Origin of the sequence: uncultured Eudoraea sp. (assembly GCF_947490415.1) — a bacterium.
GTDB lineage: Bacteria > Bacteroidota > Bacteroidia > Flavobacteriales > Flavobacteriaceae > Eudoraea.
Genome location: NZ_CANLGX010000006.1, coordinates 24,425 through 44,553 on the forward strand (window position 1 = coordinate 24,425; position 20,129 = coordinate 44,553).

The 20,129-nt window shown below is 38.3% G+C and carries 14 protein-coding genes; 1 reads left to right on the plus strand and 13 read right to left on the minus strand.

Going from position 1 to position 20,129, the window contains the following annotated elements:
- Positions 1–31 precede the first annotated feature (31 nt).
- From Q0874_RS14800 to cyoE, 3 genes are all read right to left on the minus strand, one after another.
- On the minus strand, positions 32–1,006 hold the full coding sequence (locus Q0874_RS14800) for a cytochrome c oxidase subunit 3 (RefSeq protein ID WP_299164296.1): 975 nt from the start codon (positions 1,004–1,006) through the stop codon (positions 32–34).
- 99 nt (positions 1,007–1,105) lie between these two features.
- Complete coding sequence (locus Q0874_RS14805) at positions 1,106–1,687, minus strand: heme-copper oxidase subunit III (protein WP_299164297.1); 582 nt, start codon at positions 1,685–1,687, stop codon at positions 1,106–1,108.
- A gap of 5 nt (positions 1,688–1,692) precedes the next feature.
- Positions 1,693–2,592 (minus strand): heme o synthase, encoded by a 900-nt coding sequence (cyoE, locus tag Q0874_RS14810; RefSeq protein WP_299164298.1) that lies wholly within the window; start codon positions 2,590–2,592, stop codon positions 1,693–1,695.
- 165 nt (positions 2,593–2,757) lie between these two features.
- Here cyoE and Q0874_RS14815 point away from each other — a divergent pair, with 165 nt between their 5' ends.
- Positions 2,758–3,642 (plus strand): MBL fold metallo-hydrolase, encoded by an 885-nt coding sequence (locus Q0874_RS14815; protein WP_299164299.1) that lies wholly within the window; start codon positions 2,758–2,760, stop codon positions 3,640–3,642.
- 65 nt (positions 3,643–3,707) lie between these two features.
- Here the strand turns inward: Q0874_RS14815 and Q0874_RS14820 are convergent, their stop codons facing one another.
- The 10 genes from Q0874_RS14820 to Q0874_RS14865 all read right to left on the minus strand — a co-directional run bounded on the left by Q0874_RS14820 (position 3,708) and on the right by Q0874_RS14865 (position 20,015).
- Complete coding sequence (locus tag Q0874_RS14820; protein ID WP_299164300.1) at positions 3,708–4,412, minus strand: energy transducer TonB; 705 nt, start codon at positions 4,410–4,412, stop codon at positions 3,708–3,710.
- 53 nt (positions 4,413–4,465) lie between these two features.
- Complete coding sequence (locus tag Q0874_RS14825) at positions 4,466–4,894, minus strand: VanZ family protein (protein ID WP_299164301.1); 429 nt, start codon at positions 4,892–4,894, stop codon at positions 4,466–4,468.
- On the minus strand, positions 4,860–5,240 hold the full coding sequence (gcvH, locus tag Q0874_RS14830; RefSeq protein WP_299164302.1) for a glycine cleavage system protein GcvH: 381 nt from the start codon (positions 5,238–5,240) through the stop codon (positions 4,860–4,862). The genes Q0874_RS14825 and gcvH overlap by 35 nt, the downstream gene beginning before the upstream one ends.
- A 167-nt stretch (positions 5,241–5,407) precedes the next feature.
- Positions 5,408–12,595, minus strand: coding sequence for a cell surface protein SprA (gene sprA / locus Q0874_RS14835; RefSeq protein WP_299164303.1), 7,188 nt, complete (start codon positions 12,593–12,595; stop codon positions 5,408–5,410).
- A gap of 6 nt (positions 12,596–12,601) precedes the next feature.
- Positions 12,602–13,183 carry a Holliday junction branch migration protein RuvA gene (gene ruvA, locus Q0874_RS14840; protein ID WP_299164304.1) on the minus strand — a complete coding sequence of 194 codons (582 nt, stop codon included), beginning with the start codon at positions 13,181–13,183 and terminating at the stop codon, positions 12,602–12,604.
- A gap of 27 nt (positions 13,184–13,210) precedes the next feature.
- A complete protein-coding gene (locus Q0874_RS14845; RefSeq protein WP_299164305.1) occupies positions 13,211–15,523 on the minus strand; it encodes an NADP-dependent malic enzyme in 2,313 nt (770 codons plus the stop codon).
- A 199-nt stretch (positions 15,524–15,722) separates the two neighbouring features.
- Positions 15,723–17,039, minus strand: a complete 1,317-nt coding sequence (locus Q0874_RS14850) for an MFS transporter (protein ID WP_299164306.1) — start codon at positions 17,037–17,039, stop codon at positions 15,723–15,725.
- 167 nt (positions 17,040–17,206) lie between these two features.
- Positions 17,207–18,130, minus strand: coding sequence for a tRNA epoxyqueuosine(34) reductase QueG (gene queG / locus Q0874_RS14855; RefSeq protein WP_299164307.1), 924 nt, complete (start codon positions 18,128–18,130; stop codon positions 17,207–17,209).
- 191 nt (positions 18,131–18,321) lie between these two features.
- Positions 18,322–19,656, minus strand: coding sequence for a cytochrome P450 (locus tag Q0874_RS14860; RefSeq protein WP_299164308.1), 1,335 nt, complete (start codon positions 19,654–19,656; stop codon positions 18,322–18,324).
- Positions 19,657–19,694: 38 nt separating this feature from the next.
- The gene (locus Q0874_RS14865) at positions 19,695–20,015 is read right to left on the minus strand and encodes a GIY-YIG nuclease family protein (RefSeq protein WP_299164309.1); all 321 of its coding nucleotides are present in this window, start codon (positions 20,013–20,015) and stop codon (positions 19,695–19,697) included.
- Positions 20,016–20,129: the final 114 nt, after the last annotated feature.

The following is a 20,129-nucleotide window of genomic DNA, read 5'->3' on the forward strand; positions in this document are numbered from 1 at the left end:
ATATGATATTCTTTTAGTACTTCTTTTTTTATTAAACCAGATAGAAAAAGGTGAAAACAAATACCCAGACCAAATCTACAAAATGCCAATAAAGCCCCACTTTTTCAACCATTTCATAGTGACCTCTTCTCTCATAGGTACCCAGGATAATATTAAAGAAAATTATGATATTGATAATTACACCTGAAAATACGTGGAACCCGTGAAAGCCTGTAATAAAGAAAAAGAAATCAGCAAAAAGTCGACTCCCATATTCGTTCCTTATTAAATTGGCTCCTTCAACCACTAATTTTGCATCCTTGATTTTTGTCAATGATTCTTCCCTGGTCAAAAGAGTTTTTTCTCCTTCCTCATTTATGGTTTCCGTTCTGATCAGGATGTTGGGATTCGATTTTAATCCTTCTACAACTTCATTTACACTATAAGTTGGAAGTGCTTCACCCTGGTAAAACCATACTCCATTTCTACTTTCGTGATCAACGCGTTCAGATGGCAATGTCTTCGCAAAATCTGATAGTGCAGCCCTTTCACCGGAGTCTGCCTTTACAAACTGCAAAATTCTTCCACCTCTTGTTTCTATCGCGCCATAATCACCCTTTATAAATGTAGCCCATTCCCATGCCTGTGAGCCCACAAAGATAGCTCCTCCGATAATGGTAAGGAACATATATATAATGGCCTTATTCTTCATCATCTTGTGACCAGCATCAACTGCAAGTACCATAGTTACCGATGACATAATTAAGATAAATGTCATAAATGCAACATAGTACATTGGGAAATTTCCATGAAAAAATGGAACGTGAGTAAATACCTCATCAGCTATTGGCCAAGTTTCAATAAACTTAAACCTAGAAAAACCATAAGAGGCTAAAAATCCTGAAAACGTCAAAGCATCGGAAACTATAAAGAACCACATCATTAGCTTTCCATAACTTGCTCCTAAAGGTCGGTTTCCGCCTCCCCAAACGCTTTCTTCTGTACTCGTTGTTACCGTAGAATCCATAAACAAATATATCGTGTTATAAGAATAATGGCAAATTTACATTTTTTTCAACTATAGAAAAGCCCAATTATGATACAAATCAAATTTTGTATTCATTTATTATCCAAAGAAATAAAAAAACAGTATTAGATAGACCCATAACAGATCTAAAAAATGCCAAAAAGTCGCCCCCAGTTCAACTCCCAACATGTTCGTATTGGAGTAATTATTCTTAATGTTATTATACAATACTACCAAAAGTGAAATTAGTCCTGCAATGACATGAACAATGTGCACAGTTGCAATTAAAAAAATGTAGGACATTGTAATATTGCTGGTAGGACCCGTAAAATAATAACCCTGGTTAATCAGCTGTGAAAATCCAGAGAACTGAATAAAAATAAATGCAATACCCAATACTAGTGTAAGCAGCAACCATTTGGTACCCAGGCTTGCATTATTTGATTTAATCGCTTTACTTGCCAGGATATAAGTGCCGCTACTTAGTATGATAATCAGAGTACTATATAAAAATGCCGATGGTAGTTCAAATTCTTTAAGCCAATCTGGACGAGAACTACTTACAATATAGGCGCTGGTCCATCCCGCAAATCCCATAAGCAAACTTGCTATTCCAAACCACAGCATCATTTTCTTCGCCCTGGCATTCTTTTCTTTACTTGTCCCTTGTGTAAGATCCATATGAATTATAAAAATTTATCAATAACATAAACCAATTGCATAAGAGTGATATAGCTTACACTAATTAACATGAGTTTCCTGGCCGATTTATTATCTCTTTTTTCAAATAATCTAAAGCCAAAAAACAACATTACTAATCCCATAATAAGGATTATTAAAGCAGCCGGAATAGATAAATGTAATCTCCCGGTTATTCCAAAAACCGGAATTACGGAGATAATTATCATCCAAATTGTATACATTATTATCTGAATTGCGGTACCCTTATCTTTTTTCCCGGTAGGCAACATTTTAAATCCTCCTTTTTGATAATCTTCATCCAGCATCCAGGCTAACGCCCAAAAGTGAGGGAATTGCCAGAAAAACTGGATCATGAAAAGTGTTCCCGGTTCTATTCCGAAATTATTCGTGGCAGCTACCCAGCCGAGCATAAACGGAATTGCTCCCGGAATTGCGCCAACAAAAACTGATAGCGGAGTTTTTGTTTTCAAAGGAGTATAAACACTCGTATAAAGGAATATTGAAATAGCCCCAAACATAGCCGTTTTAGGGTTGAGGATATATAGGCTAACCACGCCTAAAATTGTCATAATTATAGCCAGGGTCATGGATTTATTACTAGACATTCTACCCGCAGGAATGGGTCTGTTCCTTGTTCTGTTCATCAAAGCATCAAGGTCTTTTTCTATAACCTGATTAAATGCATTTGACGCACCTACCATGCAGTAACCTCCAAATGCCAACAGAAGAAGTGACAAGGGATTTACCTCATAGGCCCCTAAAAGATAGCCGGCCAAAGATGAAAAGACAACGCTGAGTGCGAGTCTCGATTTGGTAATCTCCTTAAAATCAGCAAAAGTCAATACGCTTTTTGTATTGTTTGCCGTTCCAACGACCGTCTTCATTTGAAATCCTTAATCTATTGAATGCGAAGTAAAATGTTCGCTTTTATGCGGTGGCAAAGATAAGGCCCATTACATTTTCCTGCAACGAAATACGTTTGTTTATGCTATCTTTAAAGTATACACTAATAAATATAGGAATCTATGAATATTTATAAAACTAAAGTTATGTTTCTGGTCTTTATCTCAACCATTTGCATTTCATTGTCATCTGCGCAAGACCAGGAAGTGGTTATTGGCATTGATAAGCTTTCGGATGAAGTTTATATGCTTACAGGGCAAGGTGGCAACATAGGTGTCTACATCGGTCAAAAGAATGTCTTTATGATCGATGACCAATTTGATCGGTTAAGCGAGAAAATAAAAAAAGCTATTGAATCGCTGACCGATAAGCCCATTGCATTTCTCTTTAACACACATATGCACGGTGACCATACCGGAGGAAACGCGAATTTCAATAATGACCTTACCACACTTGTAGCACACGACAATGTCCGGAAACGGGTTATGGCCAATCAGCAAAAAGAATTAGATGATAAAAAAATTACCAAAGAGTATTACAATAAAATGCTGCCCGAAGTTACCTTTTCGGAGGATATTACATTTCATGACGGAGAAGAAACGATCATGGCTTTTCATGTTCATAATGCCCACACAGATGGCGATGCCATGGTCTATTTTGTTAATAATGACGTTATACATTTGGGTGACACTTATTTTGCCGGGAGGTATCCCTATATTGATTTGAATAGTGGTGGTAGTTTACAGGGTTTTATTGATGCTCATAAAAAAGTGCTCATGGTAATAGGTGAAGAGACAAAAATTATTCCTGGTCATGGCGGGCCTTCCACAAAAAAAGAGCTGGAAATTTATGTTGCCATGTTAGAAGATGTAAAGACTGGTATTCTGGCTGCTATTGAAGCAGGAAAAAGCCTTGAAGAAGTAAAAACCGACACCAGCATTAGTGCGGCCTATGATAACACTCATGGTAATGGCTTTATTAAACCAGAAGTCATGCGCGAGACCTTCTATAAAAGTTTAAAGGGCGAATAATTTGGAACAGAAAAAAACCCTGCCGTTGTCTGGTCAGGGTTTAAAAATATTTATAGTTTTTGAGCTTATTGTAATTTAAAGGTAATTGGAATACTAAAAGGTACCCTAACCGCTCTTCCTCTCTGCTTGCCAGGAGTCATTCTGGGAAGTTTTTCAATAATTCGCAATGCTTCTGCTTCCAGGTTTTTATCCGGACCTCTGTATCTAATATTTCCAATGCTTCCATCTTTCTGAATCGTAAACATTACATTTACTCTTCCCTGAACACCCATTTCCTGAGCAATTTCTGGATAACGGAAATTTTTACGGATATGTTTTTGCATCATTTCATTAAAACATGCTCTTTTATCGCTGGCTCCTTCACAACCAGGAAATACAGGCACATCTTCAATTACCGCAAATGGAACATCTACATCTTCTTCCATTTCTTCAACATCAACATCCTCAACTTCAATAACCTCTTCTTCCTGACTAGTCTCTGTTGATTCAATAACAGTTTCTTCTACTTCTTCCTCATCCTCTACGACTTCAATTACTTCAGGAGCAGCTGGTGGTGGAGGTGGTGGAGGTGTTTTGATCTGTTCTGTCATGGGAACTTCCTCATCCAAATTATCCTCAACATTTAAAGAAATGTCATATTCATTGGATTTATCGTAAGTTTTCCACTCAAATGCACCCCAAACAATTAACATAACAAAGGCCAAACCTAAAACAAAATAGAGTCCACTATTGTTTCTTAAATCGGCTTTTGGATTCTTTTTTAGTTCCATCTTCTAAAATTTTAATATTCGCTAATTTAACTATTAATTTGATTAAAAAGCAATTAATCTTTCCATTTTAACTGCGTTTTACCCGAAAAAAGTATAATTATAAAAACTGCACCAAAAAAAGCACCAAGGCTATTCGCCAGAACATCATATAATTCACCACTTCTGTTCTCGGTAAATGTATCTTGAATTACTTCAATAATTATACCATAAATAATAACGCTCAGCGCAGTAATTATAATAGCCCGGGACAGCTTAAATTGGCCCTTTGTGCGTTCTCTAATTAACAGTATTCCCAGGATTGCAGCAACAAAATAGAAAAAGAAATGAATCAATTTATCCAGGTGAGGGATGTTTATCCCCTCCGTGTCTATGTCTTCAAATGAGGATAGGCTGAGTATAGTAATAATTAAAATCCAGCAGATAAAGCCAATAGTAAACCCATAACGTTTAAACACCAATAAGCTCCTTATAATCTGCTTCACTCATAAGACCGTCAATCTCCGAGGCATCATTTATCTTTACTTTAATCATCCAGCCATCACCATAGGGATCTGAATTTACTTTCTCCGGTTCATCCTCCAGCAATTCGTTAAATTCAATGATCTCCCCGCTAAGTGGCAGAAAAAGATCAGAAACTGTCTTTACGGCCTCGACAGTACCAAAAACCTCATCCTTATCTAAAGTTTCATCCAGTGTCTCTACTTCAACATAAACTATATCACCAAGTTCCCCCTGTGCAAAATCTGTAATGCCAACGGTAGCGATATCCCCATCAATCCTTATCCATTCGTGATCTTTGGTATATTTTAATTCGGATGGTATATTCATTTTAATTTATTTTGTTATGCCCGCAAATGTAGTAGATAATCTGTTGGTTTTCAAAAAAAATAGACAGGATAAGAGGTTAAATCCTCTATTGTGCGGATAACATATAAAAACAATATCCTAAATAAATATTGTAAGGACGTTTATTCTAATAAACGGCTAAAACAACTTTAGTTTCCGAAATTATATCGAATGGTAAACCCGGTATTGATTGTAGTTTGAGGAAATGCAGTAGAAACAGCGAACTTCGAGAATGAATAATCAAAGAAGAATAAAGCGTTCAGGTTTTTACTTAGGGCATAGTCTGCTGTAAATTTAGTAGACAATAAATTCTGCCCAGCAGTTATCTGATTGTTATCCAAGCTGAGATTTCTAATAATGGTAAGATTATCTCTTAGAGTAAAATCTGCCTTAAGGTTTAAATCGCCTTTTAGTCGTTGCTTCTGCCCTCCAATATTTGTTACAAATTTTACATCCTTAAAACGATATCCCAGCCCAAGGGTATAATCCTGGCCATTAATCTCTGTAAGTAAGTTATTGTCGAAGCTAAAAGAATACGCTCTGTCCGTACCTATTTCTGCCAAAATACTCAGCGAACTTTGCATTTCAAAATCCACTCTAATTAAAGGATTAAACTGGTCTGTAAGGACAACATTATTAATAATATTCTCCGGAAGATAATCCTGTGTTTCCGGATTAATGGGCGGAAGATTATCATTGACAAGCTGAGATCTTTCCAGATTAGTTTGAAAAGTATTTATACTGTAGGCAGATCGGTAACCATGGCTCAATGAAAAACGTTTGAACATCTTTTTAAAGGATTTAATCCGCATTAACCCGGTATATTTAATATTCCAATTTGGTACGGGAATATCTCTAAAAGCATCTAAATTAACCCTATTTACATCCTGACCGGTGTAGGCTGCAAAGAAAGCCGGTAGAATTACGTCCTGACTTGTTGGGCCATATCTTAAAGGATATCCATTCTCATCCAGGCCTTCATCCGGACTCGACCTGTCTGAGAATAACCTTTCTGAAACAACAAGCCTGTTATTTTTGAAAGTTTCAAAATTCTTTGATTCAAATTCATCACTTTTACTAAATGATGTACCAATCATTATTGTGGATATACTGAAGTTTCCAAAAGTGTTAGGTGTTTGCGGGATATACTCTCCCGCGTCGATCTCATAATTCTCCTGTAAACTGCTGGAAAATTGCCTGTCTGCCAATAAATCAATAGTCAAATCCCGAACGGGTTGCGCCGTAGCGGTAATGTTCAGCTGTTTGTTTGTACGCTTTATAAATTGTTCGTTAAATTCATTATAAGGGGTAAGCCAGCCATTACGTGCTGCTTCAAAACGCACATCTTTCTGGCTTCCGAAGACAAAACCTAAAGTTGGCCTTGTGGTTCCAATAAATCCGATAGACTGGGTATATCCGGGTAAAACCGTACCGTTATTCTCTCTGTAATTGACGTTAATACGTTTTACCATTGTTACTATATCAATAACCGTGTTGAATCCGGCACTACTCTTCTTTTTGGGCTTTTTCTCCCCGGCAGCAGGATTTCCGGCTTTATCGCGGCGAACAGGAGTATCCCCAACCTCCCCTTTGCCGCTCCTCCTTTTAAGACCTATTTGATCATAAAGTCGTTGCATGCTCAGTGCAGTGGTAATCGTATGTGTATTGGCATTTTGAATAGTGTTAATAACAGCATTGGGATCTCCAAGGGCTTCCTGTACCACTTCATTTAGAGCGTCGCCACCTCGTTGCCAATCAAAATTACTGGTGTAAGTATATTGCGCATTGATAAAATCAAGGATAGGTATCTTGTTTAGTGGAATATCATAATTTAACTGAAACTGCTGGGCATGCCTGTTGGGTTCTCCGATATCAAAGAAGCCATTCCAAATATTCAGGTCCTGGTTAATATCTGAATCAGGGTTGCCATCTTCTTCAAAATAGTTTCTTACAATATTATTGTTGGAGGCCGTGATATTCAGGCGCAATGATTTGGATAAACTATAATTTAGCGCATATTGCCAATTAAAAAGATAGTTTCTTTGCTGGAGCAATGGTAATGCAAGTTTTTCTACACCAGCTTCCAGTACATCCCTAAAACGTTGCTGGTTGAATTGACGATTGTAATCTGACTGAACTGAAAAACTGGTCGGCAACAGATTAAAATTTATGTCTTTCAACCATTTTAAGTAACTCCCTGTAAATAAGGAATCCTTTTTTTCAAAAGGTGCGACCGAAACAGGGTTAAAATTATGGTTGTAAACAAAACCTGTCTTTATATTCTGATCCTTTAAACTCGCAACTTCAAAATCCCTGTGATCTGTCTGGTTATAAGAGTAATTAAAAGTAAAATTTTCAATATCATAAATATGGGGTTTAGCTTCAGGACCCCTATTTTTGCGTACACCAATAAAGTTTATACTTGTTCTCTTTGTATAGTCTTCTGACTGCTCTCTAATTTCGTCCTGTTCGGCCTGCGTAGCGGCCGCATCTATCCTGTCCTCAAGTTTTAAATCGTCATAGACAGGATCAAATTCGGGTGTTATTAATTGCTCTGAAATTCCATAATTAAAAGGAATTTGAACATTCCATTTTTTAGGCAGAAGTTGTCCGACAGATACATTCGTGACTACATCGTAGGCTACTGCGTCCTCTCTGGAACGTTCATTTGGCCTTTGATCTACTGAACCAAATCCCGGAGTGCTTTTACCTCCCGTGGCAGTGACATTAGCAAAATCAGCTATGTTAGCATCAACGGCGGCAAGTGCTGCCCAACCCCCATTATTATCCAAACCTGCCATACGTAATTCGTTAAACCAAACTTCACCGCGAGCGGGAAGATTATCAATATTTTTAACTCCCAACATAGCGCTTCGCAGCGTACCTATAGAAGGGTTTCCCCTGATTCCAATTCGGATCTGCCCCAATACCCTGGGAGCAAATTCATCAACCGAAACAACTTCCCCATCAATTATTTCATAAAAACTAATTTCATTTAGGGTTTGGTCAGCAATACCTTGTGATTTAACTTTCGTGAGGTCGCTTAGAGCAATATCCAATTCATTTATTTCCGGCCAAATTTCTTCCGGAGTTGTAGAACCAAAAGGAGTAAACTTTAAAGGGACTTCTATCTGATAAAAATTTTCAGAGAAATCTGTACCTATCCTTAGAAATGCGACCAACGGTACATCATCATCCAGATAATCAGAATTCACAATCTTTTCAGCATGTAAAAACATTTTTAACTTCTTGTATTGTCGGATATCAATATTTACATTTTTAAAGACACCTCGGGAGTCCTGAGGCTCAAGATTCTCGACTTTGAATGATAACGACTGTTCATTCTGACGAATGATAGTGTTATTATTATTTAATTGTTCTCTTAGCACTCCCGGAGGTAAAACATAAGGAATAGGCGTTCTGGAATTATTCTCTTCTATGTTTACAGTATTAACATCAACTATAGTAGCATCATCCGTTGGATCATCGTTATTTGATGACAGGGATTTTAAATAATTTCTCCAATCGATACGTACAAGATCCAGGGTAGCAAATCGCAAAACCACATCATCTGTAAAGCCCGTAAGATACATCCGCATAAAACTAATAGATCTAAAATCTGTTACTCCTCCTACTGCATCCGTAAAATCACTTAATGGAATTTTGTACTGAATCCATCTGCGGTTTAGTGTAGTTCCATTTGGCAACTCTGGCGTTGATCCTTCACTGATATCAGTAACATAGAGATCGTTAATAGTGGTGTTAGGTTTAATAGGAATACGATACTCAAAATAGCTGTTAATAGTATTCATTGTAAGGTCACGGTTAACGTCTTCCACGTCGGGCAAAGTTGTGGACCCCCGATCGGTATTTGTTACGGTAACAGGTGAATTTCCCTGTGGATTATTAAAGTCAAGGTAACGTTCTAAAATGCCCCCATCTCTGTTCAAATAGTATTGGAAGTTATCGAGAGCGGGATCTTCAGCGGGACCATTGTACCCTTGTGCAGCTTCCAGACTATCATCAAGGCCATCAAAACCAATATCCTGCAGAGAACGGTTAGTTTCGCTGGCATCAAAAGCATAAACAAGAGATTGGGTAGCTGGAACCACGCCCCAATCGGTTGCTGTGGTCAGATCATTGCTGTCTAGTCCCGGTAAACCGTTTTCATATTGTTTTCTTCCATCATCCAGAATATCCTCAGAGATATTCCCTAAATTAATAACCAATTCACCCGGACCGGTAGCTATACCATCTACATATGGATCCATAACCCAGAACTGAACAAACTCAACATTCGATTGCTCAAAATTTGTACTGCTCAAAGAACGCATCATTCCCGCCCATTTTTGATTTGGCTGGAGGCCATCAAAATTTGAGCTTGCATTATATGGTCCTTTTTCACCCGGATAATAGGCCATATCGAACGTATTCTGAACGGTAGTTTGACCCTGGGCGATATCTACCTGTGGAAATACTTCATCTATAAAAACTCTACGGGTCTCATTTGTAGATATATCATTATCATTAATACCAGAAGGACGTTGATTCGTATAAAATATAGGATCTATCGTATACCAGGCCATTTTTGCTCTTTCAAAACCTGTTTCCAAATCCTGCTCACCATCAATTCTAAACTCTTCCGGTGTGCTGGCCAATGACCAGCCTAATGAAGAACGGATATCTATTAGTGCCTGGGCTCCTTCAAAATCATCTAAATAAGTTGTAGTTTCTCCCTGAAAGTCTGCATTTTTAGGAGAGTTAGGGTTGAGGTATGCGGCTTCAGCACGAACAGATACATTTGAGGCAACATCTGTATCTATATTAGGTAATTTATTTACCAACCTGGTTAAAAAAGGAACTTCGGTGGAAAAATTAGCATTAAGACCAAAGATGCTATTGTTTACCGGCTCCACTCCATAATTAGACTTTTGGGTAAGAGGCCTTTCATTTAAGTTTTGAAAAGTTCCGCCTAAAATAAAATTCTTGGTGAATTGATGTTCAATATTAAAACCAGTAAATCTCCTGGTTTGCTGACCGAAAATCGCATTGTTCTCTACAGAGATATTTATTGGTGTATTTGAAGCCTGCAAACTGGGATCTAATATCTGAACTGTTCCTGCCTGATAATTTACCGTATAATCTATTCCTTCCTGCAATTGCCGGCCACCCGCAGTTACTCGTACTGATCCTCTGGGAACATTAAAGGCACCTATAGGGATACCGCTTGATCCTTCCGATTTATAACGTCCTTTTAGCTTAAATCTGTTTTTCTCAGCATCTTGTAAAGATGCCGCTTTAGTTAGGGCATACATATTTCTGAAAACATATTTTTGTTGGTTTTCATTATATCCCTGATCATTATCAACATCATAAGTACCACCCCCTAATACATCAAACAGAAACTCCCCAAAAGGTTCAACTTTTGTGAAAAGTAAGAGGCCGTTTTGAGTGTTGACGGTAATCCCGGGAACAAAATCGAAGAAACCATCTCCACCACTCTGAACGTCATTAAAAGTATTAAGGCGATCCAGATTAAAAACATCCAGAAGAATTCTATCCTGCAAAGCCCCATCAGGAGAATTTTCATCGGGCCATCCGGAACCCGGACCTTCAACCACCGGTAAAATATAATTTCTTGGGGTCGGATCTGAATATAAGATATTGAACCTAAAATCTTCCTGACTTAATTGAAAAGCACCCGTGGCATATATGTTTTTCATCATCAGGTCCCAGATAGGGTCATTCACATTGGTAATATTACTTTTTAGCAATTTCAAAACAAGTGTATTGTTATTAATTTGCGGAACTTCGACACCTGGGGTAACCGTTGTAGCATCAATTCCGCCATTCGCAAATTCACCAACCTGAAATATTTCGCCATTGTAGGTATACTGAAAGGCTACAGCGAGTACTTCATCATTACTTAAGCGTTGGTTCAAAGAAATATATCCCAATTGAGAATCAAACTGGAAGTCCCTTCCCGTTTCAAGTTTTCTGGCGTTTTCCAAAATAGCATAATCAAATCCCTGATTTACCTGATATCCAGTATTTATGTCAAAACCATCATCAACCGTAGCAATATCCCTTATGTTCGAGTTTAGCACCCCTCCATTATCAATTAACAGCGGATCATAGTCATTCGCATTATTTCTGGGTAAATCCTGGTTGGAACCTGAGGTATTAAAAAACCCTGCCGGTTCACCATTTGCCAATCCAATCCTTGTTTTTTCCTTAAGCGCCTCGCCTAAATCCTGGATGGCTACTATGTTTCTTACATTAAGTGTTTGCTGACCCCTGTTTGTGACCCAAACTTCAAGACGTGTAATTTGAACCTGACTTTTGATAAAAGGATAATTGGTTAAAGCCCCATCATACTGATCCCTAAAATATTGAGCTAAAAAAAAGTGCTTATCCTCATCGTAATCCAGAGCAGACAATTCAAAATCATTCAAGGTGCCGCCACCCTGAGCTACTACTGAACTATTTTGAGATTGCTGCTCAGAGAAAACCGCAGTTACACTGGTCCTGCCAAACTGCAATTGAGTTTTTACACCAAAAAGGCTTTGTGCTCCTCTAATCAGAGAGCTGTTTAGAGGGAAACTTACGTTACCAACCTCTATTTTTCTTATAATATCGTCTTCTGTGGGTGTGTAATCTAATTTTATTAAATTCTGAAAGTCGAAAGTAGCTTCAGTATCATAATTAGCAGTTACCTGCAGACGCTCACCAATTTTTCCCAGCAAGCTTAAACTAATACGCTGGTCAAAATCAAATGAGAGATTGGTACGGTTTCTTGGAGAAAGTGCCGGATTATCATTTTTTTGCCAAATTACACCAAGGTCCATGGCAACAGATCCCTGAGGTATTACTTCGATAGTATTCCCCCCAAATATGGTTTCAAAAAATCCGCTATTCACGTAGAAATTAGGAAGCAGGTTTTTTCGAGCTTCTTCGGAACCTGCTTTTTTTCCTGAGAAGGCATCTATTTTCTCCTTAAAATAGGACTTCATGTTTTCTTGTTGTACCAGATCCAAATACTGTTCAGGTGTAAGTATTATGGGATAGCTAATATCAAAATCTCCCACCATTTCAGAATAGATATATCTGTCAAGCTTGGGATCATAAGTATATTTGGAAACAATGCTATTAGGGTTCTCCAGTAAAATTCTCCCCAAGGCAAATCCTGTCTGAACAGAATCTATCTGTACAGAATCGGTTTCCTGTTCATTAGTTTCCTGAGCCCGTATTGTATTTATAACTCCAAGAAAAATGAAGGAAAGTAAAAAAAGCTTAAATGAATATGATTTAAGAATTGATTTTGCCCCTGTTTTCAAACTTATTTACAAATTTTTAAGCGCTTGTTTTATAATGTCCTCTACGCTTAGAGTAGGGTCCTGGGATAAAACCTTGTCTACAGCCTTTTCTGACTGCCTTCGGGCAAACCCGAGAACCTCTAAAGCAGATAACGCTTCTTCTTTATTTGTATTGTTTAAATTTGGTGAAACTTCGTCAATATTATAGATTTTTAAAACCTTGTCTTTTAGGTCTAAAATAACGCGTTGGGCTGTTTTTGCACCTATACCCTTAACCGCCTGAATTGTAGGAACATCCCCACATGCAATTGCATTTTTAATCTGTAAGGGTGTTAGTGAAGAAAGCATGGTTCTTGCAATATTTGATCCGATTCCAGAAACAGACAGTAATAATCTGAATATTTCTCTTTCAGAGTTTTCTGCAAAACCATAAAGGGTATGCGAATCTTCCTTTACCTGTAAGTGCGTGTAAAGTTGAATATTTTCAGAATCTGTGATTTTTGAAAAAGTATGAAGTGAAATATTTACGAAATAACCAACTCCGGCACATTCTATTACCACATAAGTGGGATTCTTTTCTACAAGCCTGCCTTTTAAATGGGTAATCATTCGTACTTTATTTGTTGATGAAATGGTTTATTGATCCGTCTCGTTACTTAATCCCATTTTGACTTTCCGCCTTTTCTCTCGCTCCTGAGCATCTATAACTGCCACGGCAGTCATATTTACCATCTCCTCAACACTAGCCCCCAATTGCAAAACGTGAACCGCTTTTCTTAGGCCCAGCATAATTGGACCAATTGAATCCGCAGCATGAAGTTCTTTAAGCAGTTTATAAGTAATATTTGCAGATTCAAGATTAGGGAAAATTAATGTATTCACTTTTTTCCCTCCCAGCATGGAAAAAGGGAACTGACTTTTTCGAAGTTTTTTGCTGAGCGCAAAATCAGTTTGTATTTCGCCATCCACTATTAATTCTGGACTTCTTGAGTGTAGAATCTTGACCGCTTCCCTTACCTTAATTGCATGTGGATGGTTGGAAGAACCAAAATTAGAATACGATAGAAGTGCCAAAACTGGATCAAAACCAAAGGCCATACCCAGATTGGCTGTCATCTGAGTTATCTCTGCCAATTCTTCTGCAGTAGGATCAATATTTATTGAGGTATCTGCAAGAATTAAAGGACCTCTTTGGGTAATCATAATATGGGCCGTTGCCGCCTTTGAAACATTATTTGCTTTTCCTATGACTTCAAAAATTGGCTTCACCACATTTGCATATGCCCTTGAATGCCCTGAAATCATTCCATCTGCATCTCCTTCAAGGACCATCATTGCCCCATAATAATTACGCTCCCTCATTTTAGTGCTCGCACCATATAAGGTAACTCCGTTCCTTTTTCTTGCTTCGAAAAACTTAGCTGCGTAACTTTTTCTTTTCGCTTCAGAAGATTCGTCCTTAGGATCAATAATTAGCACATCTGCATCAAACTCTAATTCATTTTTCAATTCAAGGATGACCTCTTTGTTTCCCAACAAGATAGGGATAGCTATACCCTCCTCATGGGCAATTTGAGCAGTTTTCAGCACATCAATATGATTCGCTTCGGCAAAAACAATCCTTTTTGGATTTCTCTTGGCTCTACTCATCAACAGGCGCATCACCTTATTATCATCTCCGGATCGTTTTAGAAGTTCTTCCCTATACCTGTTCCAGTCTTCTATAGGGGCCTTGGCAACACCACTCTCCATGGCTGCTTTTGCTACCGCAGGTGGTATTTCGGCTATGAGTCTTGGATCAAAAGGTTTTGGAATTATATAATCCTTGCCAAAAGTTAATCTGGTTTCGCCATAAGCAATATTTACCTGTTCAGGGACTGGTTGCTTGGTCAATTCAGACAATGCCTTTACAGCCGCCATTTTCATGGCTTCGTTAATTTTGGTTGCCCTGACATCCAGTGCCCCTCGAAATATAAATGGAAAACCCAACACATTATTTACCTGATTGGGGTGATCGGATCTACCGGTAGCCATAATAACATCATCTCTGGTGCTGCAGGCCAAGTCATATTTTATCTCAGGATCAGGATTTGCCATAGCAAAGACTATTGGGTCTTTTGCCATAGATTTAAGCATTGCCGGAGTCAGGATATCGGCAATTGAAAGGCCGATAAATACGTCTGCATCAATTATGGCTTCCTCCAAAGTGTTTATCTTCCGCTTTGTGGCAAACTCGAGTTTTTCTTTGGAAAGATTCTCTGCATCCTGGCGAATTACACCTTTGCTATCTAACATTACGATATTCTCTGATACAGCTCCAAAGGCTTTATAAAGTCTTGTACATGAAACCGCTGCAGCCCCTGCTCCACTAACAACGATTTTTACTTTTTCAATTTTTTTATTTGCTATCTCCAATGCATTTAACAATGCTGCAGATGAAATTATAGCCGTTCCGTGCTGATCGTCATGCATCACAGGAATATCAAGCTCTTCCTTTAATCTTCTTTCAATTTCAAAAGCTTCAGGAGCTTTAATATCCTCCAGATTTATTCCCCCAAAAGTGGGTGCAATAATCTTTACGGTTTCAACAAACTTGTCGACATCTTTAGTGTCAAGTTCTATGTCAATACCATCTATATCCGCAAAAATTTTAAATAGTAAACTTTTGCCCTCCATAACTGGTTTGGAAGCCTCCGGGCCAATATCTCCAAGTCCCAGGACAGCAGTACCATTGGTAATAATAGCTACTATATTTCCCTTGGCAGTGTATTTATATACATTTTCCTTATCCTTTTTAATTTCCAGACAAGGCTCGGCTACGCCGGGAGAATATGCAAGAGCCAAATCTCGTTGAGTGGCGTAGGGCTTCGTAGGAACAACTTTAATTTTACCCGGTGTAGGTTTGGCATGATAGATCAGTGCCTCTCTTCTTTTTTTCTCGTCGGCCATGAATACATTTTGAATCTCAAATTTAAGAGTATTTCTTGGGATACGAACATATCTTTGAATACAATTAAAATTACATCAATCTTTGGATAATTCTTTTGGAACCTTCATTAATTTTTGCAGAAATAAAGAAAATTCTCATAATGCACTATCCATCTATAGAAGTTATGGGATAATTGAGTTTTCCTTTTTCGGTATTACCCTATGCCTGGGATTTTTCCGCGGTCACATTTAAGCGCATGGCCAATATCGCGGCAATAATAAAGAACCCTCCGGCAAAAAGAATCGCATTGATTGCATTGCCCCCCAACAAATATTTGTAAATCGGGCCAAACGTTAAGGTTTCAATTCCCATAGGTATCACAATCATCATATTCAAAATTCCCATATAAACCCCTCTCCGTTCTTGAGGAACCACTTTTGAAACCATGGTATAAGGTATACCCATCATGGCGGCCCATCCAATTCCGAATAAAACCATAGGCGCTAAAACCAGTAGGGAATTCTCTATAAATGGTATTACGAAGAGTGCCAAGCCGGTACCTACTAGACTAAAAGCGTATATTTTTTTACCTCCATATTTTAAGGTAAGCGGTACTAGGGCAAGCGCAACTACCATTGTAACTATATTATAGGTCAAACTCATTTGAGCGGACTGCGATGCAGCTTCCGAAATACCATAACCCATTGTTTTCATAAACAGTGGGGTAATGTATTGAAAATAGACAAAAAGAGCGTACCATTGAAACAAATACACCGCGCTTATCTTCCACATAAACGATGGCATTTCTCTTATAGCACTTGCTATTTCTGCAAAAGGCTTGGCAATACGCGCACCAATCGGTTGGCTCTTATCATGATTGATTTCTTCTAATTCCTCTGCGGAAGGAGGAATTTCCGGAGTCTTTAGAACAGACCATAAAACAGTAGTTATAGAAAGGACACCTCCTACATAGAAAGAATAATACATCCAGGTAGGAACAACATCTGTGCCTTCAACAACCTCAGCACCAAATATCTTTTGAAATAAAACTATAGAACCCATAGCCAATAAGATACCAGCCCCTACAAATAAACTTTGCATTTGATACCCTAGGCTCAACTGCTTTTCAGGTAATTTATCCCCTACAAAGGCACGATAAGGTTCCATAGCCATATTATTGCCAACATCCAAAATCCATAAAAGGCCTACGGCAAACCAAAGTACTGGACTAGACGGAAAAACAAATAAACACATACTTCCGATTAGCGCACCTATTAAAAAATAAGGCTTACGTCTTCCCCATTTTGGAGACCAGGTTTTATCTGACATTGCTCCGATAATAGGCTGCACGATCAGACCCGTAACTGGACCCGCGATATTTAAAATAGGAAGCATTTCTTCAGAAGCTCCTAAAAATAAAAACAAAGGATTTATAGCAGTTTGTTGTAGTCCAAAACTATACTGGATTCCAAGAAACCCAACATTCATGTTGAAAATCTGCCAAAAACTTAAGGTCGGCTTTTTAATTATACTCATGATAAAGGTGGTTTGGTCGCTTATTCTGCCTCACAATATAGTATATTAAATGGTTTGGCAACTGAAACTTAACACTTAAAACAAATCGAAAATTACCGAAAACGTTGTAGTTGGCCCTTGGCCCATAAATGAAGTTACACTAACTTCATTACACTACCACCCTTTGCCTATTTGAGGAATTTGATATTTCGCTCCAAGCCGGAATACTTGGTTCGCTTCACTGCGGATTTTTGAAATACTTTTTTAAAAACGTCTTCCGTGATTTCTTCCCAATCCTTTTTGGTCATAGACAAAAGTTTCGGATGCGGATTAAATAGCGGTTCGCGGTGAGCTTTGGAAAACCTGTTCCAGGGACATACATCCTGACAAACATCACAACCAAAGATCCAGTCATCAAACTTATCTTTTACAGAGGTTGGAATTTCATTCTTAAGCTCTATGGTAAAATAAGAAATACATTTGCTGCCATCCACCACATAAGGTTCCACAATGGCTTCTGTTGGGCAGGCATCTATACAGGCCGTACAGCTGCCACAATGATCCGTAACCGGGGAGTCGTATTCCAGTTCCAGATCTACAATCAGCTCCGCAATAAAGTAAAAGGAACCTATTTGTTGGGTGAGAAGATTAGAATGTTTCCCCATCCAACCCAGGCCACTTTTGGCTGCCCAAGCCTTGTCTAGCACAGGGGCGGAATCTACAAAGGCCCTGCCATGTACTTCTCCAATTTCTTCCGAGATGAATTCCTGAAGTTGTCTTAATTTGGATTTGATAACATGATGGTAATCTTGGCCATAGGCGTACTTGGAGACTTTATAGGTGTCTTCGTTTTGAATTTCCTGAGGATAATAATTCAGTAAGAGTGAAATAACAGATTTGGCCCCATCTACCAACAAGCGGGGATCCAGGCGCTTGTCAAAGTGGTTCTCCATATACCGCATCTCCCCATGCATATTGTTCTTCAGCCACTTCTCTAACCGAGGTGCCTCTTCCTCTAAAAATTCTGCTTTAGAAAACCCACAAGACAAAAAACCGAGGCGTTTGGCTTCGGTTTTTATGAGCTGAGCATTCTTATTTTTTGTGCTAAACAAAGTATTTTAAGCTTTTAAGGGATAATACCTGCGATGGCTTCAAGCTAAGATACAATTTATCCTATTGAAAATTAACTAGCTGTTGCCGGGCGGATTATGGTTGCAATTTCATTTCTCATACTTACAGTAAACCCTCATTTTTTACATATTCCATAATCTCTTCTTTATCTAACTAAATACGATTTTAATTATCATACAATTGATCGTTCTTCAAAAAAGAGAGGGACTGTTATGGGTTTCAATGAGATCAGGGGGTTAACTTCAACAGTATTAAGATCTGTACTAATTTGAAATTTCTTAATGACTTGGGCTATGGCGATGATCATCTCATACATGGCAAAATTATTCCCCACGCACATTCTGGGACCAGCACCAAAAGGATAATAATAATTAGAATAGTCTCTTTTTAATGCGGTATCAAAACGGTCCGGATTAAATTTCTCAGGGGCTTCCCAAAAAGCAGATGACCTGTGCAATTCGTAAATAGACATTAAAACCAAGGTGTCTTTGGGAAAGCTTTGCCCCTGAACCACATCATCCGCTATAGCAGTCCTATCAATGACATATGCCGGCGGATATAGTCTTAAGGCCTCCTCTATACACTGTTTCGTATAGGTTAATTGAGACAGACACTGCATCAGGTCATCAGCTTCCAGATCTATATTTTCAACTTCCTTTAAAACTTTATTCTGAATGGTCGGGTGTTTAGCCAACAGAAATAATGTAAAACTAAGCGCATTTGCCGTGGTCTCATGGCCCGCGGTAAACAGAATAAGGACTTCATCTATTAACTGATGCCTGGGCATATGTGTACCATCTTCATAGGTAGCATTTAAAAGCATGTCCAGCAAATCATCCTTATCTTCCTTAGAAGCCAGGCGTTCTTCGATAATATTATTTAAAATATTCCTTCCCTGTTCGGCGAGGTTCAGATGCTTTTTTATTTCACCACTTATATTAAACCACCACTTAAGGTAAGGTTGCCTCATTTCTTTAATTAACATCTTCTGATTGCGCTCGGTAAAATCCTGTAGTCGTTGCATGTCTTTTTGAATATCTGACCGACTAAAAAGGGCTTGTGCGACCACCTGGAATGCCAAATCGCCCATTAAAGGAAAAACATCCTGAGAAGTGCCGGGTTTAATTCTTTTTAATTCAGCATCAATAGCCTGTTTCATGATGCTCAATAAACCTTGGAGCTTCTTCTTGTGAAATGCAGGTTGTACCATCCGCCGGTGTACGCGCCAGTGTTCTCCATTAGAAGTAAGAATTCCGTGTCCAATATATTTGGCTAAATCGACTGTTTGAAGTTCTGATTTCTGATACTTCTTATGCTGTTTTTGAAGTATATGTCTAATTATGGTAGCATCCCGAGTGAAAATTACAGCTTTCCTAAACCCAATTTTGACCCTGAAAATATCGCCATATTTTTCAAAATTCGCCCTGTGAAAAGGCAAGGGGTTTTTAAGAATTGTTTTTCTGTTTTTAAAAACGTCGAATTGAGAGATGGTATGGAGGTCTTTCATTGATAAGCTATCTGTCAGGCTGAGCGCAGTCGAAGCCATTAATTGTAACGGTCGTGGTATTTATAATGTGTTGCATTCCTACACTCGGACAGAATTTGAAGCAATTGATCATCACCACGAATCAAAGCTTCTTTTTTTCTTCTAGTCCAGCCCTTTATTTTTTTTTCAAAGTAGATAGCTTGCAATACATCACTAAATTCCTGATAAAATTCAAGTTCAAGAGGTCTTCTATTATAAGTATAGCTATCTTTTTTACATCCCGATTGATGTTGTTCTATTCGTTTGTCAAGGTCATTTGTAATTCCTGTATAATAGGATTGATCTGAACATTTTAATATATAAACGTAATAACTATACATTTTCTGTTATGGTTGAGCTTCGGCTGCGCTCAGCCTGACTTATTGGAATCTTTAATTATTTTAGGCTTCGGCTGCGCTCAGCCTGACTTATTGGAATCTTTAATTATTTTAGGC

Bases quoted from the DNA above. Each gene is read 5' to 3' on its own strand.
- Q0874_RS14800 (WP_299164296.1), bottom strand. From the start codon at position 1,006: ATGGATTCTACGGTAACAACGAGTACAGAAGAAAGCGTTTGGGGAGGC.
- Q0874_RS14805 (WP_299164297.1), bottom strand. From the start codon at position 1,687: ATGGATCTTACACAAGGGACAAGTAAAGAAAAGAATGCCAGGGCGAAG.
- cyoE (WP_299164298.1), bottom strand. From the start codon at position 2,592: ATGAAGACGGTCGTTGGAACGGCAAACAATACAAAAAGCGTATTGACT.
- Q0874_RS14815 (WP_299164299.1), top strand. From the start codon at position 2,758: ATGTTTCTGGTCTTTATCTCAACCATTTGCATTTCATTGTCATCTGCG.
- Q0874_RS14820 (WP_299164300.1), bottom strand. From the start codon at position 4,412: ATGGAACTAAAAAAGAATCCAAAAGCCGATTTAAGAAACAATAGTGGA.
- gcvH (WP_299164302.1), bottom strand. From the start codon at position 5,240: ATGAATATACCATCCGAATTAAAATATACCAAAGATCACGAATGGATA.
- ruvA (WP_299164304.1), bottom strand. From the start codon at position 13,183: ATGATTACCCATTTAAAAGGCAGGCTTGTAGAAAAGAATCCCACTTAT.
- Q0874_RS14845 (WP_299164305.1), bottom strand. From the start codon at position 15,523: ATGGCCGACGAGAAAAAAAGAAGAGAGGCACTGATCTATCATGCCAAA.
- Q0874_RS14850 (WP_299164306.1), bottom strand. From the start codon at position 17,039: ATGAGTATAATTAAAAAGCCGACCTTAAGTTTTTGGCAGATTTTCAAC.
- Q0874_RS14860 (WP_299164308.1), bottom strand. From the start codon at position 19,656: ATGAAAGACCTCCATACCATCTCTCAATTCGACGTTTTTAAAAACAGA.
- Q0874_RS14865 (WP_299164309.1), bottom strand. From the start codon at position 20,015: ATGTATAGTTATTACGTTTATATATTAAAATGTTCAGATCAATCCTAT.